The sequence below is a fragment of the Zhihengliuella salsuginis genome (assembly GCF_014651715.1).
In the GTDB taxonomy this organism is placed as follows: domain Bacteria; phylum Actinomycetota; class Actinomycetes; order Actinomycetales; family Micrococcaceae; genus Zhihengliuella; species Zhihengliuella salsuginis.
In genome coordinates, this window is the sequence record NZ_BMXK01000001.1 from 331,006 (window position 1) to 353,065 (window position 22,060).

Here is a 22,060-nt window from a genome sequence, read left to right on the forward strand (position 1 = left end):
TTCAGCTGGTCCGGTGGGCGTAGAGGTCGCGCAGCAGCGCGATCTCGGCTCCATGGTGGATGACTTCGCGGTTGATGTGCAGGACCAGGTCGGCGAGCGGGCTCTGTGCATACGGCCCCTCGGCCGGTCCGCACGGGCGGAACAGATTGTCCTCGCCGAGCCCGCGCACGCCGGCGGTCCACTGCTCGTAGACCGTGTCGATCTGTTCCAGGGCGCCGGCGGCGGTGCCCGCGTAGTCGTGGGTCGGATAGTCGATGGGTGGGCCGCCGAAGTGACTGGCGTTCCGCGCCCCGAGCACGCCGACGATCAGGTGCCCGAGCCGCCACGCGATGGTGGTGACGGGCGGCGGGGTCGGCTCCGGGAACGCGAAGTCGATGGCGAAATCGCCTGTTCCAGCGGTGACCGCGCCGTCGAAGGGTGGCCCGCTCTCGCCGCGCGGGCGGACGTTCCAGCAGTCCGGCACGGGCTCCCAGCGGTACTCGTGGTCGCTCAGGCCGTCGAGCCGGGGGCGCAGCGCGGCTCGCCAGTGGAAGTCGAGCTGCTCGACGAGCCGCTCGTTCCAGCCCCGGTCCGCCGTTTCCTGGGGTTCCTCGTTCTGTGTCATGACTCCACTCTGACGCGAATGGAGGACAGAATCTGTCCTCTACTTCTGGCATGCTGTGGACATGGCCGAAACGTTGCAGCGCGTCCTGCGCCTGCTCAATCTCCTGCAGTCCCGCCCCGTCTGGACGGGGACGGAGCTCGCGTCCGAGCTGGGCGTCACGACGCGGTCCGTCCGCCGCGACGTCCAGCGCCTGCGGGAACTCGGCTACCCGGTCAGCGCCGAACAGGGCGTGGGCGGCGGCTACATGCTCGAGGCCGGCCGCGCCCTGCCGCCGTTGCTGCTCGACGACGACGAGGCCATCGCGGTCGCCGTCGGCCTGCGCCTGGCGACGGGAGGCGGTGTCGAGGGCGTGGGGGAGGCCGCCGTCCGCGCGCTGGCCAAGCTCGACCAGGTCCTGCCCTCGCGACTGCGCGGCTCCGTTGACGCCGTGGTGCAGTCGACGGTCTCGCTGGACGGCGCCCGTGATGCCGCCGAGACCGTCTCCTCCGAGACCCTGGTGGAGGTCGCGCGGGCGATCCGGACGCCTGAGCGGATCGTGTTCGCCTACGAGAAGGCGTACGGAGTGAAGTCCGACCTCGCGGAGCGGCGCGCAGAGCCGTACCGTCTCGTCTCTGCCGGCCGCCGGTGGTACCTCATGGCGTACGACGTCGATCGCGAGGACTGGCGCACGTTCCGTCTGGACCGCATGGGGCCGGTCCGTCGGACGGGGTGGCGATTCGCGGCGCGCGACGCACCCGATCCGGTCGAATTCGTAGGCGAGGCCATCGCGCAGCGGCCCTACCCCGCGGTGACACGGATCCGGATCGAGGCGCCGGCCGAGACGGTCCGGGCGCAGGTGCCGGCGGCGGCCGCCACGGTCGAGCCCGACGGGCCGGACGCCTGCGTGCTCGCGGCCGGGGCGTCGTCGTCCGACTTCGTGGCCTTCCACGTCGCGCGGCTGGGCTATCCCGCGCGCATACTGGAACCGGAGGACGCGGGGGCGGGCCTGCAGCGCCTGGGCCAGCGGTTGCTGGACATGGCAGACGGCGTGGACGCGAAAAGCCCCGGCCCCGACCAGCCTTGAGGGGAATGGGGTGCTGGTCGGGACCGGGGCTTCGCCCCGCCGGTCTACTTGCTGCCGGCGGCGGCCTTGGTGTCGGCGTCGCCGTCGAGGCTTTCGCCCGGGGCGGCCCCGTAGCGCTCGGCCTCGATCTCCTGCAGCGAGCGGCCGCTGGTGTTCGGGGCGCCGATCCAGCCGATGATCATGGCGGCCACGAGCAGGCCGATCATGATGACGCCCACGAACGCGACGCCGTGCTCGGCCAGCATGGTCGGGAACCAGTAGCTGAGCACGCCGACCAGGATGCGGGCGACGAAGAAGAGCAGGCCCTGGGCGCTGGCCCGGTACTTGGTCGCGAACATCTCGGCCGCCCACAGGGCGTAGAACGCCTGCGCGCCGATGCCGGCGGAGACGCCCCACAGCACGGCGAAGAGGATCAGCATCGGTGTGGTGATGTTCGCGAAGACCAGCAGGACCCAGGCGGCGATGCCGAGGATCGCGCCGAGCACGTACAGTTTGCGGCGGTCCACCCGGTCGCCGTACTTCATGAAGCCGAAGTAGGTGGCGGCCACCGTGCACGTCCACAGCAGGACTTGGAGCAGGTTCTGGTTGGTCGCGGACTCGACGCCCGCGGACTCGTAGACGCGCGGCATGAAGATGCCCATCTGGCCGGCGACCAGGTTCCAGAGCGCGTAGACGCCGGTGAGGAACAGCAGGGCCTTGACGTTGCCCTTGTTCAGCAGCAGCTCGCGGTAGTTGCGGCGCTTGATGCCGGTCGAGGCCTCGGAGGCGAGGCGTTCGGCGTTCGACTTCTTCCACGTGTCGGATTCGCCGAGACCCCGGCGGACCCACCAGGTGACGAAGGCGACGACGAAGAGGTGCGCGAAGATGATGCGCGATCCCAGCAGGCCCAGCGGCACCACGAGCGTCGCGAAGAGGAAGACGAGCGCCGGGCCGAGCGACCAGGCCAGCTGCGCCGAGCCCACGTGCTTGGCGCGGTCGGTGGCGGGGGCCTCCTCGGCGATGTAGGTCCAGGCGACGGGCACGCCCGCGCCGACGGCGATGCCGGTGAGCACGACGCCGGTCAGCAGCATCGCCGGGTGCGTGGCGAAGACGACCAGCAGCGTGCCGAGCATGTAGACGACGAGGTCGTACGTGTAGATGAATTTGCGGCCGAACCGGTCGCCGGCCCAGCCGCCGAGCAGGGCGCCGATGGCGGCGCCGAACGCGTTGGCGCTGACCGCGGCGACGAGCCCGATCACCAGGTTGGAGAAGCCGAAGTACTCCTGCCAGAACGCGAGCGAGGTGGCCAGGGCGATGATCGAGCCGGCCTCGATGTAGTTGGACATGGCGACGGCGATCGTCGCCTTCCAGCCGGTGACCTTGGGTTTGGTGGACATCAAAATTCCTTTGGAGAGATTTTCGCGTGCGCCGGCCGCGTCGTCGCGGCGGCGGAAGGGTCAGGCGAGGCGGAAGTAGGGCAGGAGCGCCTCCTGGACGCTGCCCTCCACGAAGTACTGCGCCATCTCGGCCTGCCAGGCGGAGTTGACGGGGTCGGCGCCCATGGCCGCCTGCGCGGCGTCGACGTCGTCCGCTTCGAAGTAGCCGACCACCAGGCCGTCCTCCTCGCGCAGGAAGAGCGTGTAGTTGCGCCAGCCGTGGCGGCTGAGGGCTTCGAGCATCTCCGGCCAGACCCGCTGGTGGACCTCGACGTACTCGGCGAGGCGTTCGGGCTTGACGTGCAGCAGGAAGGCGGCGCGCGTGGACGTGACGTCCGCTCCCAGCTGGACCAGGCCGGCGATGCCGCTCGTGGCGTCCGCACCCATTTTGAACTCCTTCGATCAAATGGTGAATCGATTCAATTCGCGAGACCGGGAACACGCTGGATCTTGCTCACCAGGGGGTGTGATGCCAGTCTCGACGTCTCACATCCATGGTAACGCCAATTTGATACGTTTCAAGGCAATCGAGGTAGACCCGGGGGCCTTGGCTGGCGAACGACGTTCGGCCCCGCCGGCAGGGGTGCTGCTGACGAGGCCTGACGCGTTCCCGCGGCCGCGGGAAAGTTATCTGCCCTAGGCGTCCTCGAGGATCACCACGTCCAGGATGCGCGGCCCGTGCACGCCCTCGACGCGCTCCAGTTCGATGTCGCTCGTCGCGCTCGGCCCGGAGATCCAGGTCTGCGGGCGCGTGACGTCCATCCGGGGCAGGGCCTCGGGCAGCAGCTGAACGATCGTCGACGCCGGCACCACGCACACGTGCTGGTCCGGCACCAGCGAGATCGCCCGGCGCCCCTGCGTCGCGGACCCGTCGAGGATGATCGTCCCCGACTCGGAGACCGACACCGCCGACGCCGTGACCACGGCGTCGATCGCGTCCAGGTCGGCGACCGACGCCGGCTGCTCAGCCGAATCGACCACCCGGCGCGTGCCCGCGGGGACCTCGGCCAGCCAGGCCTCGTCGAGGCCGGCGGGCACCACGTACGACGTCGCCGCGGACAGTCGCGCGGCGATCGTCGCCGCCGCGTCGGCGGCCGGCACGACGTCGACGTTCGCCTTGTAGTCCACGAGGCGGTCGACGAGCTGCTCGATCAGCTGCTCGCGGCTCATCTCCGACGTCCGCCGGTAGGTGCGCTGCACCTCGGGCACGGCCGGGGCGTCGCTCAACGCGGTGCGGATGCGGCTCATGATCTCTTCGCGGGCGCTCATGCGCGTCCCTCCTTCTTCCACCAGTCGCGGAACGACTGGGCCGGCGGGGCGGGGATGTCGCGCGAGGAGGTCCAGGCCCCGGCGAGCTTGCCCGGCAGTTTCTTGATCTTCTTGTCGCGCCCGGCCACGAGGCGACCCAGGGGCAGGGCCTTCTCCATCAGATTCAGCACCTTGCCGGAGGAGAGGGCGATCTCGGCGCCCTTCATGAGCACGTCCATCTCGGTCGGCACGCGGCTGGCCTCGTGCTGGGCCTTCACGTCCTCGCCGCGCAGGTGCACCAGGATGTCCGGGATGTTGATCTTCACCGGGCAGGCGTCGTAGCAGGCGCCGCAGAGGCTGGACGCGTAGGGCAGCGAGCCGTTGTCCTCGGCCTCGATGCCGGTCATGAGCGGGGAGAGGATCGCGCCGATCGGGCCCGGGTAGGTGGAGCCGTAGGCGTGTCCGCCGGTCCGCTCGTACACCGGGCACACGTTCATGCACGCTGAGCAGCGGATGCAGTTCAGGGCGGTCCGGCCGTACTTGTCCGCCAGCGCGTTGGTGCGGCCGTTGTCCAACAGGACGATGTGCACGTTCTGCGGCCCGTCGCCCTCGGTGACGCCCGTCCAGAGGGACGTGTAGGGGTTCATGCGCTCGCCCGTGGAGGAGCGGGGGAGCAGCTGCATGAACACCTCGAGGTCCTGCGCGGTCGGCAGCACCTTCTCGATGCCCATGACCGTGATGAGCGTTTCCGGCAGTGTCAGGCACATGCGCCCGTTGCCCTCGGACTCGACGACGCCGAGCGTGCCGGTGTCCGCGAGGGCGAAATTCGCCCCGGAGATCGCGACCTTGGCGCCGAGGAACTTCTTGCGCAGGTGGGCGCGGGCGGCCATCGCCAGCTCGGCCGGGTTGTCCGTCAGGGCGGGATCGACCTCCGGCATCTCCTGCAGGAAGATGTCGCGGACCTCGGTGCGGTTCTTGTGGATCGCGGGCACCAGGATGTGGCTCGGCTTGTCGTCGCCCAGCTGGACGATCAGCTCCGCCAGGTCCGTCTCGAAGGCGGCGATGCCCTGCTCCTCGAGGTGCTCGTTGAGGCCGATCTCCTGGGTCGCCATCGACTTGACCTTGACGACCTCCTCCGAGCCCGTCTCGCGCACCAGGTCCGTGACGATCCGGTTGGCCTCCTCCGCGTCGCGCGCCCAGTGGACCACGCCGCCGCGGGCGGTGAAGTTCGCTTCGAACTCTTCCAGCTTGGCCGGCAGGTCCGCCATGACGGCGTCCTTGGTGTCTGACCCGGCCTGGCGGAGGTCCTCCCAGTCCGGCAGCTCTCCGACGACGTTCAGCCGCTTGTCGCGGATCGTGTGGGTGGCATGGCGCAGGTTGGCGCGCAGCTGCGTGTTCCCGAGCTCGCGGGTCGCGGCCTGCGGGAACGGCTCCTCCGCGTGCAGGTTCCCGTGCCCGCGCTGGCTCGGCAGGGTCGGCATGCCGACAAAAGTGGAACTCATCGGGTGGCTCCCGTCGTCGTGCTGGGGGCTTCGGCCGGGTCCTCGAGCGTGGACGCGAGGATCTCGGCCAGGTGGAGGGTGCCGGCGGCGGCGCCGGCGCGCGAGAGGCCGCCGCCGATGTGCAGCAGGCAGGACGCGTCGCCGCCTGAGCAGAGCCCGGCACCGGTGGAGCGGATGTTCTCCGCCTTGTCCTCGAGCATCGCTGTGGAGACCTGCGAGTTCTTCATCGAGAACGTGCCGCCGAACCCGCAGCACTGGTCGGCCTCGGGCAGTTCGACGACGTCGATGCCGCCGACCGTCTTCAGCAGGTCCAGCTGCCGGTCGCCCAGTCGCAGCAGGCGCATGCCGTGGCAGGAGGGGTGGTAGGTGATGGTGTGCGGGAACCAGCTGCCGAGCTGCTCGGCGGCGTCGGTGATGTCGAGGACGTCGACCAGGAGCTGGGTGAGCTCGTACGTCTTCGCGCCGACGGCGGTGGCCCGCTCGGCGAGACCGGCGTCGCCGGCGCGCTCGGCGAGCATCGGGTGCTGGTGCTTGACCGAGGCGACGCAGGAACCGGAGGGCGCCACGGCGACGTCGTACTCGACCGACTCGAACGCCTCGACGTGGTTCGCGGCGACCTTGCGGGCGGCGTCGAAGTAGCCGGAGTTGGTGTGCATCTGGCCGCAGCAGGCCTGGCCGGCCGGGAAGAGCACCTCGTGGCCGAGGCGCTCGAGGATCTTGACCGTGGCGCGCGCCGTCGACGGGTACATCGCGTCGACGATGCACGTGGCGAAAAGGGCGATTCTCATGGGCGCCTTTCGGGGGAGTAGGAGGTCCGCACGGCGCCGCCGTGTGGTCTGACCATAGTAGACACGCTTTCTGATCGAGTCCAGCATCACAGGTCAGGGGCGAATTTCGTGAAGGGGGTCACATTTCCCTCGTGAGTGCGCTACGCTTTGTGTGGTCGGACCATAGTGGTCAGGCCACAGCTTCTCCGCTTCAGCGCATCACTCGCAATCCTGCGCCGGCATGGTCAGAGAGGACCAGAAATATGGACAATCTAGCTGTACTAGCCCTCCTCGCGTTGGCACCGATCCTGATAGTCGGCGTGCTCCTCGCGGGCTTCCGCTGGCCCGCCAAGTACGCCATGCCCGTCGGCTACGCCGTCGCGGTGGCGGTGGCGCTCTTCGTCTGGCAGATGGACTTCACCGGCGTGATCGCCGCCTCGATCGAAGGCCTCATCGTCGCGGCCACCATGCTCTACATCGTGTTCGGGGCGCTGCTGCTGCTCTCGACGCTGACCGTGGGCGGCGCGATGGCGGCCATCCGGGCCGGGTTCAACAACATCTCGCCGGACCGCCGCGTCCAGGCCATCATCATCGGCTGGCTCTTCGGCAGCTTCATCGAGGGCGCCTCCGGCTTCGGCACGACCGCCGCCGTCGTCGCACCGCTGCTGCTGGCGCTCGGCTTCCCGGCCATGGCCGCGGTGATGGTCGGGCTGATCGTGCAGAGCACGCCCGTGAGTTTCGGCGCCGTCGGTACGCCCATCCTCATCGGAGTGCAGCAGGGGCTCGGCGGCGATCCCGCCGTGGCCGAACGCATCAGCGTGCTGGGTGTGACCATGCCGGAGTTCGTGAACGGCATCGGATTCCAGGTCGCTGCCATCCACGGCATCGTCGGCCTGCTCATCCCGCTGATCATGATCTGCATGCTCACGGGCTTCTTCGGCCCGGAGCGGCGCTTCCGCGACGGCCTGGCGATCTGGCCCTTCGCGCTCTACGCGTCGCTGGCCATGACCGTGCCCTCCATCCTCACGGCCCGGTTCATCGGTCCCGAGTTCCCGTCCCTGTTCGGGGGTCTGATCGGCCTCGCGCTGGTCATGTTCACGTCCAGCAGGGGATTCCTGATGCCGAAGGAGACCTTCGAATTCGGACCGCGTTCGACCTGGGGTGACAGCTGGATGGGCAGCCTCGAGCCGGCCGAGGCAGTCGACATGTCGGCCCACATGAGCCCGCTGCGCGCCTGGGCCCCCTACATCCTGATGGGGACGCTCCTCGTGGCGACCCGCGTGATCCCGGACCTCAAGGGGTTCCTGACCGGCCTGGCGATCCCCGTGGAGGACATCCTCGGCACCGGGATCAGCACCAGCGTCCAGCCGTTCTACCTCCCGGGCTTCGTGCTCATCCTCTCCGCCGTCTTCGCTTTCCTCCTGCACCGGATGAAGGGGGAGCAGATCCTGCGAGCCTTCAAGGTCTCGGCCGGCCAGCTCTTCGGGACGGCCGTCGCGCTGCTCTTCGCGGTCCCGCTGGTCCGCATCCTGATCCAGTCGGGACCGGAGCTCAACGCCTCGGGACTCTCCAGCATGCCGGTGACGCTCGCCGAGGGCGCCGCCGCCATCTCCGGTGGCTCGTGGCCGCTCATCGCGCCGTGGGTCGGCGCCCTGGGTGCGTTCGTGGCCGGGTCCAATACGATCTCGAACCTGACCTTCTCGCAGTTCCAATTCTCCACGGGCGCCCAGATCGGCGTCCCGCCCGAGTCGATCGTCGCGGCGCAGGCCGTGGGCGGTGCGGGCGGCAACCCCATCTCGATCCACAACATCGTCGCGGCGTCCGCGACCGTGGGCCTGCTCGGCCGCGAGGGCGACCTGCTGCGCAAGACCATCCTGGTCACGATCTACTACTGCCTGGCCGGCGGCACCGTGGCGTACCTGTTCATCCACGGTCTGGGACTCAATGCCGGAACCGTCATGCTGGTTCTGCTGCTGGCGGCCATCGCCCTGATCGTCAGGTGGATGCTCAAGCAGAAGCCGCACCTGGCGGCAGACCATGAGGGCGGCCGGGGTGTCTCCGCCTGACGGCGGGGTCCCGCGCCCGCGGGGGCGGTCACGGCTGCGCTCGCCGTGCCGGCCCCGGGGCGTGCGAAAATGATCCCGTGAACCGAAACGCCGCGAAACCCGCAACCCCCCGCGCCTACGAGACCGTTCTCCAGGGCGTCGAGGCGGACCTGCGCTCGGGGAATCTCAAGCTCGGAGACCAGCTTCCGGGGGAGCGCGCGCTCGCCGAGAAGCACGGGATCTCGCGCGCCTCCGTGCGGGACGCCATCCGGATTCTCGACGTCATGGGCGTCGTGCGGACCTCGACGGGCTCCGGCCCGTCGTCGGGGGCCGTCATCATCTCCCGCCCGGCGGCGGGCATCTCGACCGCCCTGCGCATGCACATCGCCTCCGCCCAGCTGTCGATCGAGGAGATCGTCCAGACCCGTGTCCTGCTGGAGATGTGGGCCGCGCAGTCCACCGATCTCGCGGCCGCGCCGGAGCGTGCTGCCGACGTGCTGGCCGAGGCCGAGGCTCTGCTGGAGGAGATGGAGTCGCCCGGGGTCGAACGCCAGCAGTTCCACGACCTCGACGCGCGATTCCACGTCCTGCTGGCTTCCCTGGCCGGAAACGCGGTGATCGAGGCGATGATGGAATCTCTGCGCCTGGCCATCCGCGACTACGTCGCCGACTCGGTCTCCAGCGACGAGTCCTGGAGCCCCGTCGTCGCCGTATTGAAGGAGCAGCACCGGGGCATCTTCGACGCTGTCACCGGCGGTCGAGGCGATCAGGCGGCGGAGCTGCTGCGCGAGCACATCGAGTGGTTCCACCGCGAGGTCCGCTGACCCGCTTCACGTTGTGTCGACCGTTTGACACAAGGGTGCGGTGCGGGCAGGATGGCGGCACATCTTGTACCAGGTCGCTGCCACAAGCGGTCTGATGAATGCCGAGGGGGTCCCGTGTTCTCACCGCTGATCATCGTGGCGGGCGGCGGCGTGCTGCTGTGGCTGCTCGTCCTGATCCTGCGGGGACTGGTTTCGCGCCAGACGCCGCGGCTGAGCGACCTGATCGAGCCGAGCTGGCGCGCCGCCCACGGCAGCCGCCCCGAGATCCTGCGCCACCTGCGGCGCCGCTTCGTCGGCATGATCGCGATCGCGATCCTGGCCTGCGTCTCCTGTCTGACCTGGCAGATCATCGCGCCGCACCTCGGCGGGCTCCCCGTCGTGCTGATCCCGGTCATGGTGTGGCTGGCCGTCATGGTCGCCTGGTCCGCCTGGCCGTGGCCCCGTGAGTCCGGAGGAGGCCCGGACCTCGCCGCGGCAGCCCGTCCCGCCGGGACGCCGACACACGCCGACCTCATCCGCCGCGGGTGGACGACCTTCGGGCCGAAGTGGTCGTTCCTGTTCCCCGGGGCCCTGCTGGCACTGCTCGTCTTCGGTCTGGCCGCGGCCGGGCTGACCTCCGTCGAGGACGAATCCGGCCGCCTCCGCCAGCTCGGATACCAGCTGCAGGGCGGCGCGGAGCTCGACGCGTCGGGCCTGGTCACGGAGGTGCTCTCCAGCGTCGGCGCCTCCGGACCGTATCCGGGCTGGTACTACGGCGGCGTCATTCTGGTCGTCGCGTTCCTCGCCGCCATCGCCTCCCTGGTGGTTCTGGGGCGCAACACGCGCCGGGCCCGCCCGCTGGACATCAGGCTCTTCCGGCTCGACAACGGCGTCCGGGCCGCCGTCGCCTACACGGTGGCCACCCTCTCGACGGCGTTCCTCGCCTTCCAGGGCGCCGTCGTCGCGGTGATGGCGGCCGCAGCCCAGTTCTCGGCGGCGCAGCGCACGGAGTTCGTCGTCGGCGAGCCCATCGACGCCGCCGACATCACCTTCGACCCGCAGTTCCTGACAGCGTCCATCGTGATGCTGGTGATCTCCGTCGTGCTGACGGTCGTGGGCGTGATGCTGCTGGCCTCGTGCGCCCGGCGCATGACCCAGGCGTTCGGCGTCCGGGAGCCGGCGTGATCTCCGTCGATCCGGCTTCCCCGCTGGGCCCGGCCGAGCAGATCCGCGGCCAGCTGGAGGCCCTCATCCGCTCCGGCGCGCTCGCCGCCGACGAACGCCTGCCGACCGTCCGCCAGCTGGCCGTCGACCTGAGGGTCGCCGCCGGAACGGTGGCCCGCGCCTACAAGGAACTCGAGGAGGCGGGGCTGGTGCGGGCGGCCCGCGCCGCGGGCACGCGCGTCAATCCCGGGCACGACGACGGCGCCGCCTTCGCCCCCGCGTCCGACCTCGTGCGGGCGGCGCGCAGGCGGGGGCTGACGCTGGCGGAAGCCCAGGCGCTGGTCGCCGCGGCATGGGTCGGGGACGACGCGGAGACGCGCCCCCGGGCCGAACGGCCTGTCCACAGATTCCCGGCACCCGGTCCCGACGCCGGATGACCGCGGGCCCGCGGTTTGGAGCGATCAGGCCGCGGGACGCGGGATGTGGGCGACGATCTCGTCCATCATCTGGCCGCTCGGGTACTGCTTGCCGAAGAGCGCGGCGCCCTCGTCCGTCAGCAGGACCGTGTTGACCCGCCACTGGAGGGTGTCTCCCTGGTCGGCGAAGCCGCCCGAGTACATACGCGCGATCACGATGCGCGCCTGGTCCGGGTCGGTGCCCTCGACCGTGTCCGCGGCAACCGACAGCACCGCGTGCGTGCCGACCAGCTCGATCGCCGGGTCGAGCAGGCGCACGTGCATCATGCCCTCGTGGCCGGAGAGGATGACGTCGCCCGTGAACGACATCTTCCCCGCCGACAGGTCCGCCGAGAGGTCGACCTCGCCGGCGCCGAATGAGAATCCGCCGTCGTCCGTGGTCAGGGCGCCGCTGCGCGCAGTGATGGTCCCGTCATCCAATGAGCCGACGTATTCGACGAAGCTCTTCTTGATGCCCCAAACCAAGCCGTGGGGCTGCGTGGGTACTGGTGTTTCCGGCATGGACACCATCATAGGGCTGGGCGCGTGCGGACCGCTCCGACGCACGCCAGCATGACGCATCCGATGGCCGCGAGATCCACCGGGCCGAGCTGCTGGCCCAGCACCACGAAGGCCGTCAGCGCCGCCATGACGGGAGAAAGGCACGTGAGCATGGAGAAAGTCGACGCCGGCAGCAGCCGCAGCACCTGGGTCTCGATACCGTAGGGAACGGCCGAGGAGAGCAGCGCGATGCCGATGCCGACCGCGAGCACCCACGGATCCAACAGATTCTCGCCGCCGGTGGCGATTCCGAACGGGGCGGCGACGACGGAGCCGGCGCACATGGCCAGCGCCAAGCCCGCGACGCCGGGGAAGTGCCGGCCGGCCTCCCGGTTCATGACGATGAATCCCGCCCAGCAGGCCGCCGCCCCGAGGGCGAAAGCCACCCCGACGGGGTCGAGGCCGCCTGCCGCGAACCCGTCACGGCCCAGCAGCAGGATCCCGGTGAAGGCGAGCAGCGCCCACAGCGCCCCGATCCACCGCCGGCCGGCGATCACCGCGAGGACGAGTGGCCCGAGCGCCTCGAGCGTCACGGCCACGCCCTGGGGGATGCGGTCGAACGCCTCGTAGATCATCAGGTTCATCGCCGACATGGCCACGCCGAGTCCGATGATCGTCCGCCAGCCCGTCCAGCCGAGGCGAGACAGCGAAGGGCGCAGGATTGCGACCATGATGATCGCGGAGAAGGCCAGGCGCATGAGCACCATGCCCTGCGGGCCGACGGTGGAGAACATCGTGCCGGCCAGCGACGCCCCGAGCTGCTGGCCGAGGATGCTGAGCAGGACCAGCAGGACAGGGAACAGCGGGGACGCCGCGACGCGCATTCTCACCGGCCAAGACTACGTCGGTGGCCCGGTCCGGGTCTCCTCGACGCACTCACGGGCGGGCGCGGATCGATTCCCACACCATGTCGATCGCCGCGCCGATCCGCGCGCACGCCTCGGCGGAGTTCCAGTCCCCGCGCACGACGCCCTGGTAGTAGGCGGCACCGTTGATGAGGTCGATGGCGACCTCGAGGTCGACGTCCCCGCGCACTTCTCCGCGGGCCTGCCCGGCCTGCAGCGCGTCGAGCACCGCCGACCGCCGTCGGGAGACGTGGCGCTCCCAGTAGGAGCGCTGCACGTCCGGGTCGCGCAGCCCCTGGATGAGCCGTTGCTGCAGCAGGTTCAGGGTGTCGGCGCCGAGATCCTGGAACGCGTTCTGGTACTCGTCCCGCAGGGTCTCCAGGAGCGACCCGCGGAGCGTGAGCGCCAGCGGCGAACGGTTGGTGTCCAGCGCGGCCACCACTACGTCCTTCCGGCTCGGCCACCGCCGGTAGACGGCCGCCCGGGACACCCCCGATCGCCGCACCAGATCAGCCATGGTGAAGTCGTCCGGCCGGTGCTGCAGGAGTTCGACGGCGGCCCCGAGCACCCTGGTCTCGATCGTCTCGTCACGTGGGCGCCCCGGGTGCGGCATCAGGCGACCAGCTTCGAGCGCAGCTGCTCGAGCGTCCCGTCGCGGAGGCCCGCGCGGGTGAGCACGGCGAGGAGGCCGCCGTCGCGCTCGAGGTCGGCGAGCATCGCCTCCATGGAGGCCGCGTGGGCTCCAAGCATGGGGTGCTCCGGACCCGGAAGCCCGGCGCGCACGGAGTCGGTGGCCGCGGTCGCCGCGTGCCGGTGGGCGCCCAGACGGGCCATGATGGCCGGCTGGTTGGCGCCGGTCGCGGCGTAGTCGCCGACGATGACGTCGTCCTCCGCCCCCAGACCCGCGAGCACGGCCGCGGCCAGGACGCCTGTGCGGTCCTTGCCGGCGGCGCAGTGGAAGAGCACGCCGCCGTCGGACTCGGCGATGATCTCGAGCGCGCCGATCACGGCCGCCGCCTGCTCGCGCAGCAGGTTCGAGTACCAGGAGCCGACGCCGTCGAGCGTCGCCGTCGCCCGCATCAGCCGAGCCAGCGAGGCCGGGTCCGCCACGTCCTGGGTGAACGGGACGTGGCGGTGGACCAGCCCGTGGTCGGCGGCCAGCCGGGCGCGCAGCGCCTCGCCGCCCGTCGACTCGAGCTCGGCATCGGAGCGCAGGTCGATCACGGTGCGCAGCCCGTCGGCCGCCAGGGCGTCCAGTTCGGCGGCGGGGGAGTAGGCGACGTCGTCCGCTCGCCACAGGGTGCCCGGGCGGATGGCGCCGCCCGCGACGGGCGTGCCGCCGAGGTCGCGGAGGTTCACGAGCGGGGAGAAGGCGGGGACCCGGGTGGTTTCGGTCATCAGGAGAGCTTCTTTCGGATCAGGGCGGAACCGCGGTCGATCAGGGTGACCAGCACGATGATGGAGAGGACGATCGCGAACATGTGGCCGTAGTCGTACATGCGCATCGCGTTGGTGAGTTCGAGGCCGATGCCGCCGGCGCCGACGAGGCCGAGCACGGTCGCCCCGCGCACGTTGCCCTCGAACAACAGGAGCGTGTAGCTCACCAGCAGCGGGGAGGCCTGGGGGAGTACGCCGAAGCGGATGACCTGGCTGCTGGAGGCGCCTGTCGAGCGCAGAGCCTGCAGCGGGGCCTTCGGCACGGACTCCATGGACTCGGCGTCGACCTTGCCGATCGAGCCGATGGAGCCGAGGATGATCGCGAGCACGCCGGCGAACGGGCCGAGGCCCACGGCGGAGACGAACATGAGCGCGAAGATCAGCTCCGGGATGGAGCGCAGGATGTTCAGCACCATGCGGGTGGCCGTGTAGAGCCACGTCGGGGCGATGTTGCTCGCCGCGCCGAAGGCGACGAAGAGGGAGAGCAGTGCGCCGAGCAGGGTGCCGACGACGGCCATCTGCAGGGTTTCGATCAGCAGCTCGACGATGACGGGCATCTTCTCGAAGTTCGGCGGCCACATCCGCGAGACGTAGTCCGTCATCCGCGGGGCGCCGTCGATCAGTTTTCCGATACTGAAGCCGGCGCCGTCGACCGACCACAGCAGGGCCGCGGCGACCACGACGATCGAGAGGATCCCCGCGGCGCCGGGCGCCTGGAAGGGCCGGGACAGCTTGAGGCGGTCGGCCTCGGCGAGCAGTTCGGGTTTCGTCTTAGTTTCCATGGTGCGCCTCGCTGTACATGTCGGGGCCGTAGATACTGGAGACGGCGTCGTCGGTCAGGTCGTCGGCGCCGCCGCGGACGGTCGCGCGCCCGGCGTCGAGCGCGACGAACCGGTCCGCGTAGCGGCGGGCCAGCTCCACCACGTGCAGGGAGACGACGACGGGGATCCCGTCCTCGTGCGCGATCTGCCGCAGCAGTGAGAGCACCGACCCGGCGAGCCGCGGGTCGAGCGAGGCGACCGGCTCGTCTGCCAGGATCAGTTGCGGGCGCTGCATGAGCGCGCGGGCGATCGCCACGCGCTGCTGCTGGCCGCCGGAGAGGCTGTCGGCCCGCTGTTTCGCCTTGTCGGCAAGGCCGACGCGCTCGAGCAGGGCCAGCGCCCGCTCGCGCTGGGCGCGGGGGAACAGCCCCGCGGTGCCGAGCGCGCCGGCGTCGTGCAGGCCCCCGGTGAGCACGTTGGTCAGCGCCGAGAGCTGCGGGACCAGGTTGAAGTGCTGGAACACGTAGCCGACGCGGGAGCGGACGGTGCGCAGGGTCCGGCCGGACGCCGTGGTGAGGTCGATGCCGCCCACGGTGAGCTGGGTCGCGGAGACGGGCGCGAGGCCGGTAGCCGCCTTCATGAAGGTCGACTTGCCGGAGCCGGAGTGGCCGAGCAGGGCGACGACCTCGCCGGGTCGGACGTCGAGCGTGAGGTCCTTCAGGGCGGTGTGGCCGTCCTCGTACGTGACGGAGACGTTCTTGGCGACGAGGACGGCGGGGGCTACGCCGAGGTCCTCGGCCGCCGTGCGCAGCCTCGGCGCCGGGGCCGGCCGCGGAGTGGAGGGGACGCGGCGGCTCATCAGCGCATGTCCTCGAGGTTCAGGCCGACGGCCTCAGCGGCGTCGAGCAGCGGCTGGAACGGCTCGATGCCCGGCTCGAGGATGTACTCGTCGTTGCCGCCCAGGGCGGCCAGCGACTCGTTGCCGGTGACGGCCTCGGGCAGGTGGTCGAGCAGCTGGCCGCGGGTCTCGGCATCGAGTTCAGGGCTGACGACGACGGCGACGCCGACGGGGATCGGGGCGGTCTCGCCGATGGCCTGGAAGGCGTCCGGGTCCACCGTGCCGGATTCGGCCAGGATGTCCATGATGGAGGAGCACGCGACGTCGACGGAGCCGTTGGCGACGGCGAGCAGCGCCGAGTCGTGGCCGCCGGCGAACGTGGACTCGTAGTCCTCGCCGTCCACGAGCCCGTTGGCGTTCAAGAGGGAGGCCGGCATGAAGTAGCCCGTCGTGGACCCCGGGTCGACGAACGCGACCTGCTGGCCGGCGACGTCGGAGACCTCCTCGATGCCGGAGTCCTTGAGCGAGTAGCACGTGGAGGCCGGCTCGTCGGAGGCCTTCCAGACAACCAGAGGGTCGACAGAGTCGTTCTTGATGGCCAGCGCGGTGGCGAACGGGCTGAGGATGGCGACGTCCACGTGGTCCTGACGCAGCGCCTCGACGACGCCGAGGTAGTCGGCGGGCATCTCCTCCTGCACCTCTCGGCCGGTGGCTTCGCCGACCATGGACTGGATGACGCCGAACTCGTCGAGGATGTCGGGATCGTCGGTGCCCGGCGGCATGGCGAACACGATCGGCTCGTCGGCGGGAGACCTCTCGCCGGCTTCGGTGGCTCCGCCGCAGGCCGAGAGGGCGACGGCGGTGACGGACGCGAGGGCGGCGGCCACGGCGAGGCGGCCCGGCTTCGTGCGGGACATGGGGTGCCTTTCTTGGGGGAGCCTGGGGTGCGGAAGGCGGGCGCGCGAAGTGCGGTGCGCGGGCCTCCCGGGTGCTCCTCAAGAGTGGCGGGCCGGGTTGGCGGCGAATTACGAGAACGCCGGACTCGAAATGACGCAGAGGTGAACAGTCGGCGGTACCGACGGGTAGCCCGCGATCCGCGGGCGTGGAGGGGAGGAGAGGAGAGGAGGGGGGTGCTGCCCGGAGCATCGGCAGGTGGCGCGCCGCGGCAGTCCGGACGCTCTACGGCTGCCGGGGGCGTGAGCCGCCGCGCACCAGCCCGGAGCGGACGAGCAGGAGGTACAGCTGGCAGCCGAGGCAGTAGCCGAATACGGCGTTGAGGAACGCGGCGACGAAGGCCGCGGCCGCGGCACCGGCCAGCCCCCAGGGGACCCCGGCCAGGTGCAGGACCACGCCGAGGATCATCACGAACGCCCCGACGGCCTGCGCGAACGTCGGTGCGGCGGGGTCCTCGAGTTCGGCCGGCGGGCCGAGCCGGGGGCGGACGAGGGCGCGGAAGAGCAGTCCCCACGGGTGCCGGCCCACCCCGGCCAGGGCTCCCCACAGGAAGAGGGCGGTCAGCAGGGCCGCCAGCAGGAAGGCCGGCTGTGCCGCCCGCCCCGCCACGGTCGCCGGGACGGCCGATGCCGTCGGCAGGGCGAGCCCGACGGCCACCAGCAGCAGGGCCGCGGTGATTCCGGCGCCGAACCGCGGCCCGCGCGGGTCGAGTCCCGCGGCGGTCACCGCGCCGCTCCGGCGGACGGGACGGCGCTGCCGGAAAGCGCTGAATCCAGCTGTTCGCGGACCGTGACGGCCGGGGCCGCCCCGTTGAACCGCGCCCGCAGGATCCCGTCGCCGCCCACGAGCAGAGTGGTCGGGGTCTGCATGATGTTGAGCCGCGACGCGAGCTCGGGGTGATCGGTGACGTCGAGCTCCACGTGCCCGACACCGGGGTGCCCGGTGGAGAGCTCGTCCAGCAGGCGGGCGGTGGACCGGCACGCGGAGCAGACGGGCGAGGAGAACTGGACGAACGTCGTCCGGCCGTCCAGAGCCACGCCCGGCAGGTCGAGCTGCCGTGTGCCGGCAGCGGGGGACACCCGGCCCTGACGGGACTTCCAGAGCAGCCCGAGCAGCGTCGTCGCGACGACGAGCCCGGCCAGGGCGGTGGCAACAGCGAGATCCGTCATGTACCAACGGTAGGCCGCGATTTTCCGGAGCCGCGCGATGTAAAGATTCGTGACGTCCCGGCGCCCCCTGCGCGGGCGGGGCCCATACGGGACCCGGGGTCCGGCGGAGCCGGACGGACCAGCGGCTGACGACCACCGTTGTGGGAACAACCCTTGCCTTACCGGCCGGTAGGTGGTGATCTGAGAGCAGGAGCCGGCACAGGGAGGCAGTCATGCGGATCGGGATCATCGGAGCGGCTGGAGGCGTGGGACGCCGACTGGCACGCAAGCTCACCGACCACGGGGACGAGGTGACCGGGTTCTTCCGCCGGAGCGAGCAGGAGGAGGTCGTGGTCGCTTCGGGGGCGAAGCCCGTACTGTTCGACCTCGTCGGCGACGGCCCCGATTCCCTCGCCAACGCGCTGGCCGGCCACGACGCCGTCGTCTTCGCCGCCGGCGCCCACGGCACGGGAACCGACCAGACGTCGCTGATCGACGGCAGGGGAGTCGAGAAGACCATCGTCGCCGCCGACGCCGCGATGGTTCCGCGCATGATCCTGATCTCCGCGATGCCGGAGTCCGGACGCGGGCGCGAGGTGTCCGAGTCGTTCGCGCACTATCTGGACGTGAAGAAGGCGGCCGACCAGACGCTGGCCGGATCGGGGCTCGACTGGGTGATCGTCCGTCCGGGGCGGCTCACCGACGACGACGGGAACAACCGCGTCGCGACCGGGCTGGCCGTCCCGTACGGCCGGATCCAGCGCGACGACGTCGCCGCTTTCATCCTCGAGGTCCTCCACGAGCCGCGGCTGACCCGGCACATCGTCGAGGTCGTCGACGGGCCCTCGACAGTGCACGAGGCGGTCGACACGCTCGTCGAGCTCTACGGGACCCCGCACCTCTGAGTCCCGCCCCAACCATGCTGAACGGTCCGGCTGGCCGTCCGGCGGCATCCGCTCGTCCTACCCGCGAGTAGTTGCCTTCACGAACGAGTCATCTTCGCCCCGATTCGACGATCCCCCTTGTCCCCCGTCGGGGGCTTCCCTAGGCTCCGGAGTATTCCGCGAGTGATGCGCACCACAGTCGCTGCGACTGCGGGACGTCACTCGAGAGCCACACCTCAAGGAGCCACGATGACCACCACTCCATGCACATCCGCCATGCCCGCACGACGGCGGCTGGCCGGGTGGGCGGCCGCAGCCGCCCTCGCGCTCGCCGTCCCCGCCGGCGCGGCGGCCCCGGCGGCCGCCGATGCCAACTTCCCGTCGCCGGAGGGGAACACGAGCATCTCGAGCATCATGACCTACGAGTCGATGATCGCCGAGCTGGAGAAGATCGAGTCGACCTCCCGCTACGGTGTGGACGTCTTCACGCTGGCGGAGGCCGGCACGGAGTACAGCGTCTCGGAGCAGGGGCGGGACCTGTACGTGGCCACCGTCGGCGAGGGCGACGAGGACGTCTGGCTGCAGGGCCGGATCCACGGCAACGAGCCCTACGGCGGCGAGTCCCTCGTGGCGCTGCTCAAAGAGCTCGGCACCAGCGGCGACGCCGCGAACCGGCAGTTGCGGGAGAAGTACACGTTCCACATCATCCCGATGTACAACCCGGACGGGTCCGAGGAGAACATCCGCCACACCATCCTGCAGGACGGTTCCGAGGCGCGGATCGATCTGAACCGCGACTGGATGGAGGGCAAGTTCGAGGCCGTGGAATCCGAGGCGTTCTACGAGTACTGGACGATGGTGCAGCCGGACTTCGGCGTCGACATCCACCACCAGGGCCTCAAGAAGGAGCACGGGACCGACGACGACGTCACGCTCTCGCTCGGGGTCTCCCTGGCGCCGGGCGGGCCCACCCTGCCGTCCCTCGCCGACGGCGCCTACGACGTGCTGACCCGCCAGATGCACGTGCACGTCTACGACGAGCTCTCGAAGTACGGGTCGATCAACATCGACCGCTACCAGGTGGGCGGCAGCTACGAGATCGACATCCACGGCGGCGTCGTCTCCGCGATGATGCTGGGGCTGGACCACCGCGGGCTGAACCCGGAGGGCTTCTCCAGCCCGATGGTCTTCTTCGAGACCAGCGGGAACACGAGCGAGGGCAGCCTGGGTCAGAAGGCGCGCGGAAAGTCGATCAAGCAGAACGTCCGCGCGCTCGAGTCGCTGCTGACGGGCATGGCCTCCGGAGAGGTCCAGCAGGAGGACCCGGAGCGCTGGGAGGACATCCCGCACGCGCCGACCACGGGCTACTTCACCGACGACGGCGTCGTGCCCCTGGACTGATCAGCGCGCCGGTTGCGGGTCGACGATCCGTTCGCGGACGATCTCCCGCAGCCGGCTGACGACGGTGAAAGCGTCGGCCTCGGCGTCGATCACGGCCCACCCCTCGGTGACCGCGCACGCAAGGTAGGCGTCGCGCGCAGCCTCGAGGTAGTCGAGGGATTCGGTGTCGAGGCCGCGCTCGCGGATGCGGCCGAGCGCGGTGGCGGGGGAGACGTCGAGCAGGACGGTCAGCTCCGGTTCGCGCAGGTTCCGCCGCAGCTGGCGCAGCCCGCGGGCCAGCAGGCCGTTCGGGTCCAGGCCGCGGGTCTCGCGGGTGACCTCCTGGCAGACCAGGTGCCGGTCCATGACCGTCAGCCCGGCGAAGGCCCGGGCGCGGGTGTGGGAGCGGATCACGTTCAGCCCGCGCAGCACCGTTTCGAAGGTCTCGGCGAGCGTGGCGGGCACCGCGTAGCCGGACTTCGCGCTCCAGCGCCCCAGCCAGCTGCGGCCGGACGGGTTGCGCAGCAGCTGGGCGGAGGTTCCGGCGTCGTCCAGGCTGGCCGCGAGGTAGGAGGCCGCCGTCGTCTTGCCGGAACCGTCGATGCCGACGACGGCGACCGTCGCCCGGCGCGCCTGGCTGGCGGCGGGTGCGGGCACCGCGTCCGCCGCGGCGGATGGGACGGACGGGGCGATGGCGGGTTGGGGGCGGGTGAGCAGCACGATTCCTCCTCGGGGGACGACTCTGTTGTCTTACCCGGTTCAACGCGCGGGTCCCCGCGATGTCGCCTAGAATCAGCCGTGCATCTGCTGTGCAGTTGCTGTGCCGTCGCCGCGCGCCGCGGCGGGGCGTCAGCCCTGCCGCGCCTTCATGCGCGGATTCTTCTTGTTGATCACGAACACGCGGCCGCGGCGCTTGACGATCTGGGCGCCCGGCAGCTTCTTCAGTGCCTTGAGCGAGTTGCGTACCTTCATGGTGTCTCCTCCGTCTAGTTATTGCGAATGATTCTCATTATATGGTTGGATGGGGCTTCGCAGGCAAATGCAACCCGGCACGTCCGTGCCGACGCCGGAGGAGGACCGTGAATCAGGCCAACGTCATGCTGGTGTGCGGGACGTGCGTCCCCGAACGCCGCGAGCACATCCGCATCATCGCCGAGACGACGGGCGCCGTCGAGATGCCCGCGGATCCCACGCGGGGGCTCGGCAGGAGCGCGGCCGAACGGACGGACTTCCTCGACGACGTGGCCGCGACCATCCAATCCGTCGGCCGCGACGTCGTGGTGGACATCCCGCTCGACGTCCCCGTCACGGACGCTGTGGGACTCGTGGGCAACGAGAACGCGGCGGTCCTGGCCGACGTCGTCTGCATCGTGGATGCCGCCCACCTGGGCGAGGACCTGGCCGACGGAGACTACCTGCCCGGCTTCGTCGCACGCTCGACGCTGGCGGTCCACCAGATCGAGTACGCCTCCGTGGTGATCGTGACCAACTGGGCCTCGCTGAACGCGCCGGAGCTCTCCAGCACGCTCTCGCTCATCAGCCACCTGAACCCCTCCGCGCACCTGGACCTCGATGTCGACCGGTGGCTCGAGGACCGCGGGAGCGCACGGTCGGCTCGGGTCTCGACCACCGGGGCCGGGCAGCGCCCCGGGTGGGTCCAGCGGCTCAACGACCATCCGAGCTGGCAGCCCCGCATGCTCGACCCGCGGGTCTCCTCGGTTCGCTTCTCCTCGGTGCGGCCCTTCCACCCCGGACGACTGCGCGAGGTGCTGGAGGAGATCGGGTCGGGCCGGGCCGGGTGCCTGGTGCGCTCGGCGGGCTTCGCACGGCTGGCCACCCGGCCGCAGGTCACGGCCCTGTGGGAGCACGTGGGGCAGATGTTCGACCTGGTGCCCCTGACGCGGGACGACGCGGATCAGGAGGAGCTGCTGTGTCTGGGGCAGGACCTCGTCCTCACCGGGATCGACCTCGACGAGAAGCGGCTGCGGGGCCTCCTCGAGTCGGCACTGCTGACCGACGTCGAATTCGAGGCCGGATTCGAATCCTGGTCGAGCCTCCCGGACCCGTTCCCGGCGTGGGTTCCGGCCCACGACGCGGCCGACGACTGAGGGGAGCACTCGGCGCGGAAGCGCCCCGTGATGCGTGGTCCAGCGGCTTCATCCGAAGCGACCGCTTGTCACGGGGCG

General features: G+C 70.6%; 25 protein-coding genes. 8 read left to right on the forward strand and 17 right to left on the reverse strand.

The window, feature by feature from the left end:
- Position 1: 1 nt before the first annotated feature.
- The gene (locus IE069_RS01555; RefSeq protein ID WP_189348335.1) at positions 2 to 604 is read right to left on the reverse strand and encodes a DinB family protein; all 603 of its coding nucleotides are present in this window, start codon (positions 602 to 604) and stop codon (positions 2 to 4) included.
- A gap of 61 nt (positions 605 to 665) precedes the next feature.
- On the opposite strand from IE069_RS01555, the gene IE069_RS01560 reads away from it, so the two are divergent.
- Positions 666 to 1,667 (forward strand): helix-turn-helix transcriptional regulator, encoded by a 1,002-nt coding sequence (locus IE069_RS01560; protein WP_189348336.1) that lies wholly within the window; start codon positions 666 to 668, stop codon positions 1,665 to 1,667.
- Positions 1,668 to 1,711: 44 nt separating this feature from the next.
- Here IE069_RS01560 and IE069_RS01565 read toward each other — a convergent pair whose 3' ends face one another.
- From IE069_RS01565 to IE069_RS01585, 5 genes are all read right to left on the reverse strand, one after another.
- Positions 1,712 to 3,043: an MFS transporter gene (locus tag IE069_RS01565; protein WP_189348337.1), complete on the reverse strand. Its 1,332-nt coding sequence runs from the start codon at positions 3,041 to 3,043 to the stop codon at positions 1,712 to 1,714.
- Positions 3,044 to 3,103: 60 nt separating this feature from the next.
- Positions 3,104 to 3,469 carry an L-rhamnose mutarotase gene (locus IE069_RS01570; protein ID WP_189348338.1) on the reverse strand — a complete coding sequence of 122 codons (366 nt, stop codon included), beginning with the start codon at positions 3,467 to 3,469 and terminating at the stop codon, positions 3,104 to 3,106.
- A gap of 249 nt (positions 3,470 to 3,718) precedes the next feature.
- Positions 3,719 to 4,351: a LutC/YkgG family protein gene (locus IE069_RS01575; RefSeq protein ID WP_189348339.1), complete on the reverse strand. Its 633-nt coding sequence runs from the start codon at positions 4,349 to 4,351 to the stop codon at positions 3,719 to 3,721.
- Positions 4,348 to 5,832: a LutB/LldF family L-lactate oxidation iron-sulfur protein gene (locus IE069_RS01580; RefSeq protein WP_189348340.1), complete on the reverse strand. Its 1,485-nt coding sequence runs from the start codon at positions 5,830 to 5,832 to the stop codon at positions 4,348 to 4,350. The genes IE069_RS01575 and IE069_RS01580 overlap by 4 nt, the downstream gene beginning before the upstream one ends.
- On the reverse strand, positions 5,829 to 6,620 hold the full coding sequence (locus tag IE069_RS01585) for a (Fe-S)-binding protein (RefSeq protein WP_189348341.1): 792 nt from the start codon (positions 6,618 to 6,620) through the stop codon (positions 5,829 to 5,831). Before IE069_RS01585 ends, IE069_RS01580 begins: the two co-directional genes overlap by 4 nt.
- Positions 6,621 to 6,862: 242 nt before the next feature.
- Here IE069_RS01585 and IE069_RS01590 point away from each other — a divergent pair, with 242 nt between their 5' ends.
- From IE069_RS01590 to IE069_RS01605, 4 genes are all read left to right on the forward strand, one after another.
- Positions 6,863 to 8,665, forward strand: a complete 1,803-nt coding sequence (locus tag IE069_RS01590) for an L-lactate permease (RefSeq protein ID WP_189348342.1) — start codon at positions 6,863 to 6,865, stop codon at positions 8,663 to 8,665.
- A 77-nt stretch (positions 8,666 to 8,742) separates the two neighbouring features.
- Positions 8,743 to 9,468, forward strand: coding sequence for a FadR/GntR family transcriptional regulator (locus IE069_RS01595; RefSeq protein WP_189348343.1), 726 nt, complete (start codon positions 8,743 to 8,745; stop codon positions 9,466 to 9,468).
- Between the two features lie 114 nt (positions 9,469 to 9,582).
- Positions 9,583 to 10,632, forward strand: a complete 1,050-nt coding sequence (locus IE069_RS01600; RefSeq protein WP_189348344.1) for a hypothetical protein — start codon at positions 9,583 to 9,585, stop codon at positions 10,630 to 10,632.
- Positions 10,629 to 11,048: a GntR family transcriptional regulator gene (locus tag IE069_RS01605; RefSeq protein ID WP_189348345.1), complete on the forward strand. Its 420-nt coding sequence runs from the start codon at positions 10,629 to 10,631 to the stop codon at positions 11,046 to 11,048. Before IE069_RS01600 ends, IE069_RS01605 begins: the two co-directional genes overlap by 4 nt.
- 24 nt (positions 11,049 to 11,072) lie before the next feature.
- On the opposite strand, the gene IE069_RS01610 is transcribed toward IE069_RS01605, so the two are convergent.
- The 9 genes from IE069_RS01610 to IE069_RS01650 form a co-directional block, all read right to left on the reverse strand.
- A complete protein-coding gene (locus tag IE069_RS01610; RefSeq protein ID WP_189348346.1) occupies positions 11,073 to 11,588 on the reverse strand; it encodes an HtaA domain-containing protein in 516 nt (171 codons plus the stop codon).
- 8 nt (positions 11,589 to 11,596) lie between these two features.
- Positions 11,597 to 12,451 (reverse strand): EamA family transporter, encoded by an 855-nt coding sequence (locus IE069_RS01615; RefSeq protein WP_229790895.1) that lies wholly within the window; start codon positions 12,449 to 12,451, stop codon positions 11,597 to 11,599.
- 52 nt (positions 12,452 to 12,503) lie between these two features.
- The gene (locus IE069_RS01620; RefSeq protein WP_189348347.1) at positions 12,504 to 13,085 is read right to left on the reverse strand and encodes a TetR/AcrR family transcriptional regulator; all 582 of its coding nucleotides are present in this window, start codon (positions 13,083 to 13,085) and stop codon (positions 12,504 to 12,506) included.
- A complete protein-coding gene (locus IE069_RS01625; protein ID WP_189348348.1) occupies positions 13,085 to 13,870 on the reverse strand; it encodes a tyrosine-protein phosphatase in 786 nt (261 codons plus the stop codon). The genes IE069_RS01620 and IE069_RS01625 overlap by 1 nt, the downstream gene beginning before the upstream one ends.
- Entirely contained in the window at positions 13,870 to 14,691 is an 822-nt protein-coding gene (gene phnE / locus IE069_RS01630) for a phosphonate ABC transporter, permease protein PhnE (protein WP_189348349.1), read from the reverse strand. Before phnE ends, IE069_RS01625 begins: the two co-directional genes overlap by 1 nt.
- Positions 14,681 to 15,529 (reverse strand): phosphonate ABC transporter ATP-binding protein, encoded by an 849-nt coding sequence (gene phnC, locus IE069_RS01635; protein WP_189348350.1) that lies wholly within the window; start codon positions 15,527 to 15,529, stop codon positions 14,681 to 14,683. The genes phnE and phnC overlap by 11 nt, the downstream gene beginning before the upstream one ends.
- Positions 15,529 to 16,425, reverse strand: a complete 897-nt coding sequence (gene phnD / locus IE069_RS01640; protein ID WP_189348351.1) for a phosphate/phosphite/phosphonate ABC transporter substrate-binding protein — start codon at positions 16,423 to 16,425, stop codon at positions 15,529 to 15,531. Before phnD ends, phnC begins: the two co-directional genes overlap by 1 nt.
- Before the next feature lie 262 nt (positions 16,426 to 16,687).
- On the reverse strand, positions 16,688 to 17,188 hold the full coding sequence (locus IE069_RS01645) for a DUF4395 domain-containing protein (RefSeq protein ID WP_189348352.1): 501 nt from the start codon (positions 17,186 to 17,188) through the stop codon (positions 16,688 to 16,690).
- Positions 17,185 to 17,631: a thioredoxin family protein gene (locus tag IE069_RS01650; protein ID WP_189348353.1), complete on the reverse strand. Its 447-nt coding sequence runs from the start codon at positions 17,629 to 17,631 to the stop codon at positions 17,185 to 17,187. The genes IE069_RS01645 and IE069_RS01650 overlap by 4 nt, the downstream gene beginning before the upstream one ends.
- Before the next feature lie 212 nt (positions 17,632 to 17,843).
- Here IE069_RS01650 and IE069_RS01655 point away from each other — a divergent pair, with 212 nt between their 5' ends.
- Positions 17,844 to 18,515: an SDR family oxidoreductase gene (locus IE069_RS01655; protein WP_189348354.1), complete on the forward strand. Its 672-nt coding sequence runs from the start codon at positions 17,844 to 17,846 to the stop codon at positions 18,513 to 18,515.
- Positions 18,516 to 18,743: 228 nt separating this feature from the next.
- Positions 18,744 to 19,895, forward strand: a complete 1,152-nt coding sequence (locus tag IE069_RS01660; RefSeq protein ID WP_229790869.1) for a M14 family zinc carboxypeptidase — start codon at positions 18,744 to 18,746, stop codon at positions 19,893 to 19,895.
- Here the strand turns inward: IE069_RS01660 and IE069_RS01665 are convergent, their stop codons facing one another.
- Together IE069_RS01665 and ykgO are read right to left on the reverse strand one after the other, a co-directional pair.
- Positions 19,896 to 20,594 carry a dTMP kinase gene (locus IE069_RS01665; RefSeq protein ID WP_189348355.1) on the reverse strand — a complete coding sequence of 233 codons (699 nt, stop codon included), beginning with the start codon at positions 20,592 to 20,594 and terminating at the stop codon, positions 19,896 to 19,898.
- 129 nt (positions 20,595 to 20,723) lie between these two features.
- Complete coding sequence (gene ykgO / locus IE069_RS01670; RefSeq protein WP_189348356.1) at positions 20,724 to 20,846, reverse strand: type B 50S ribosomal protein L36; 123 nt, start codon at positions 20,844 to 20,846, stop codon at positions 20,724 to 20,726.
- A 107-nt stretch (positions 20,847 to 20,953) separates the two neighbouring features.
- Here ykgO and IE069_RS01675 point away from each other — a divergent pair, with 107 nt between their 5' ends.
- Complete coding sequence (locus tag IE069_RS01675; RefSeq protein WP_189348357.1) at positions 20,954 to 21,982, forward strand: GTP-binding protein; 1,029 nt, start codon at positions 20,954 to 20,956, stop codon at positions 21,980 to 21,982.
- Positions 21,983 to 22,060 lie beyond the last annotated feature (78 nt).

Excerpts from the sequence above, each read along its gene's own strand:
- IE069_RS01590 (WP_189348342.1), top strand. The coding sequence starts at position 6,863 with ATGGACAATCTAGCTGTACTAGCCCTCCTCGCGTTGGCACCGATCCTG.
- IE069_RS01615 (WP_229790895.1), bottom strand. The coding sequence starts at position 12,451 with ATGCGCGTCGCGGCGTCCCCGCTGTTCCCTGTCCTGCTGGTCCTGCTC.
- IE069_RS01610 (WP_189348346.1), bottom strand. The coding sequence starts at position 11,588 with ATGCCGGAAACACCAGTACCCACGCAGCCCCACGGCTTGGTTTGGGGC.
- IE069_RS01650 (WP_189348353.1), bottom strand. The coding sequence starts at position 17,631 with ATGACGGATCTCGCTGTTGCCACCGCCCTGGCCGGGCTCGTCGTCGCG.
- ykgO (WP_189348356.1), bottom strand. The coding sequence starts at position 20,846 with ATGAAGGTACGCAACTCGCTCAAGGCACTGAAGAAGCTGCCGGGCGCC.
- IE069_RS01560 (WP_189348336.1), top strand. The coding sequence starts at position 666 with ATGGCCGAAACGTTGCAGCGCGTCCTGCGCCTGCTCAATCTCCTGCAG.
- IE069_RS01585 (WP_189348341.1), bottom strand. The coding sequence starts at position 6,620 with ATGAGAATCGCCCTTTTCGCCACGTGCATCGTCGACGCGATGTACCCG.
- IE069_RS01620 (WP_189348347.1), bottom strand. The coding sequence starts at position 13,085 with ATGCCGCACCCGGGGCGCCCACGTGACGAGACGATCGAGACCAGGGTG.
- IE069_RS01555 (WP_189348335.1), bottom strand. The coding sequence starts at position 604 with ATGACACAGAACGAGGAACCCCAGGAAACGGCGGACCGGGGCTGGAAC.
- IE069_RS01655 (WP_189348354.1), top strand. The coding sequence starts at position 17,844 with ATGCGGATCGGGATCATCGGAGCGGCTGGAGGCGTGGGACGCCGACTG.
- IE069_RS01625 (WP_189348348.1), bottom strand. The coding sequence starts at position 13,870 with ATGACCGAAACCACCCGGGTCCCCGCCTTCTCCCCGCTCGTGAACCTC.
- IE069_RS01660 (WP_229790869.1), top strand. The coding sequence starts at position 18,744 with ATGACCACCACTCCATGCACATCCGCCATGCCCGCACGACGGCGGCTG.
- IE069_RS01565 (WP_189348337.1), bottom strand. The coding sequence starts at position 3,043 with ATGTCCACCAAACCCAAGGTCACCGGCTGGAAGGCGACGATCGCCGTC.
- IE069_RS01580 (WP_189348340.1), bottom strand. The coding sequence starts at position 5,832 with ATGAGTTCCACTTTTGTCGGCATGCCGACCCTGCCGAGCCAGCGCGGG.
- phnC (WP_189348350.1), bottom strand. The coding sequence starts at position 15,529 with ATGAGCCGCCGCGTCCCCTCCACTCCGCGGCCGGCCCCGGCGCCGAGG.
- phnD (WP_189348351.1), bottom strand. The coding sequence starts at position 16,425 with ATGTCCCGCACGAAGCCGGGCCGCCTCGCCGTGGCCGCCGCCCTCGCG.
- IE069_RS01575 (WP_189348339.1), bottom strand. The coding sequence starts at position 4,351 with ATGAGCGCCCGCGAAGAGATCATGAGCCGCATCCGCACCGCGTTGAGC.
- phnE (WP_189348349.1), bottom strand. The coding sequence starts at position 14,691 with ATGGAAACTAAGACGAAACCCGAACTGCTCGCCGAGGCCGACCGCCTC.
- IE069_RS01570 (WP_189348338.1), bottom strand. The coding sequence starts at position 3,469 with ATGGGTGCGGACGCCACGAGCGGCATCGCCGGCCTGGTCCAGCTGGGA.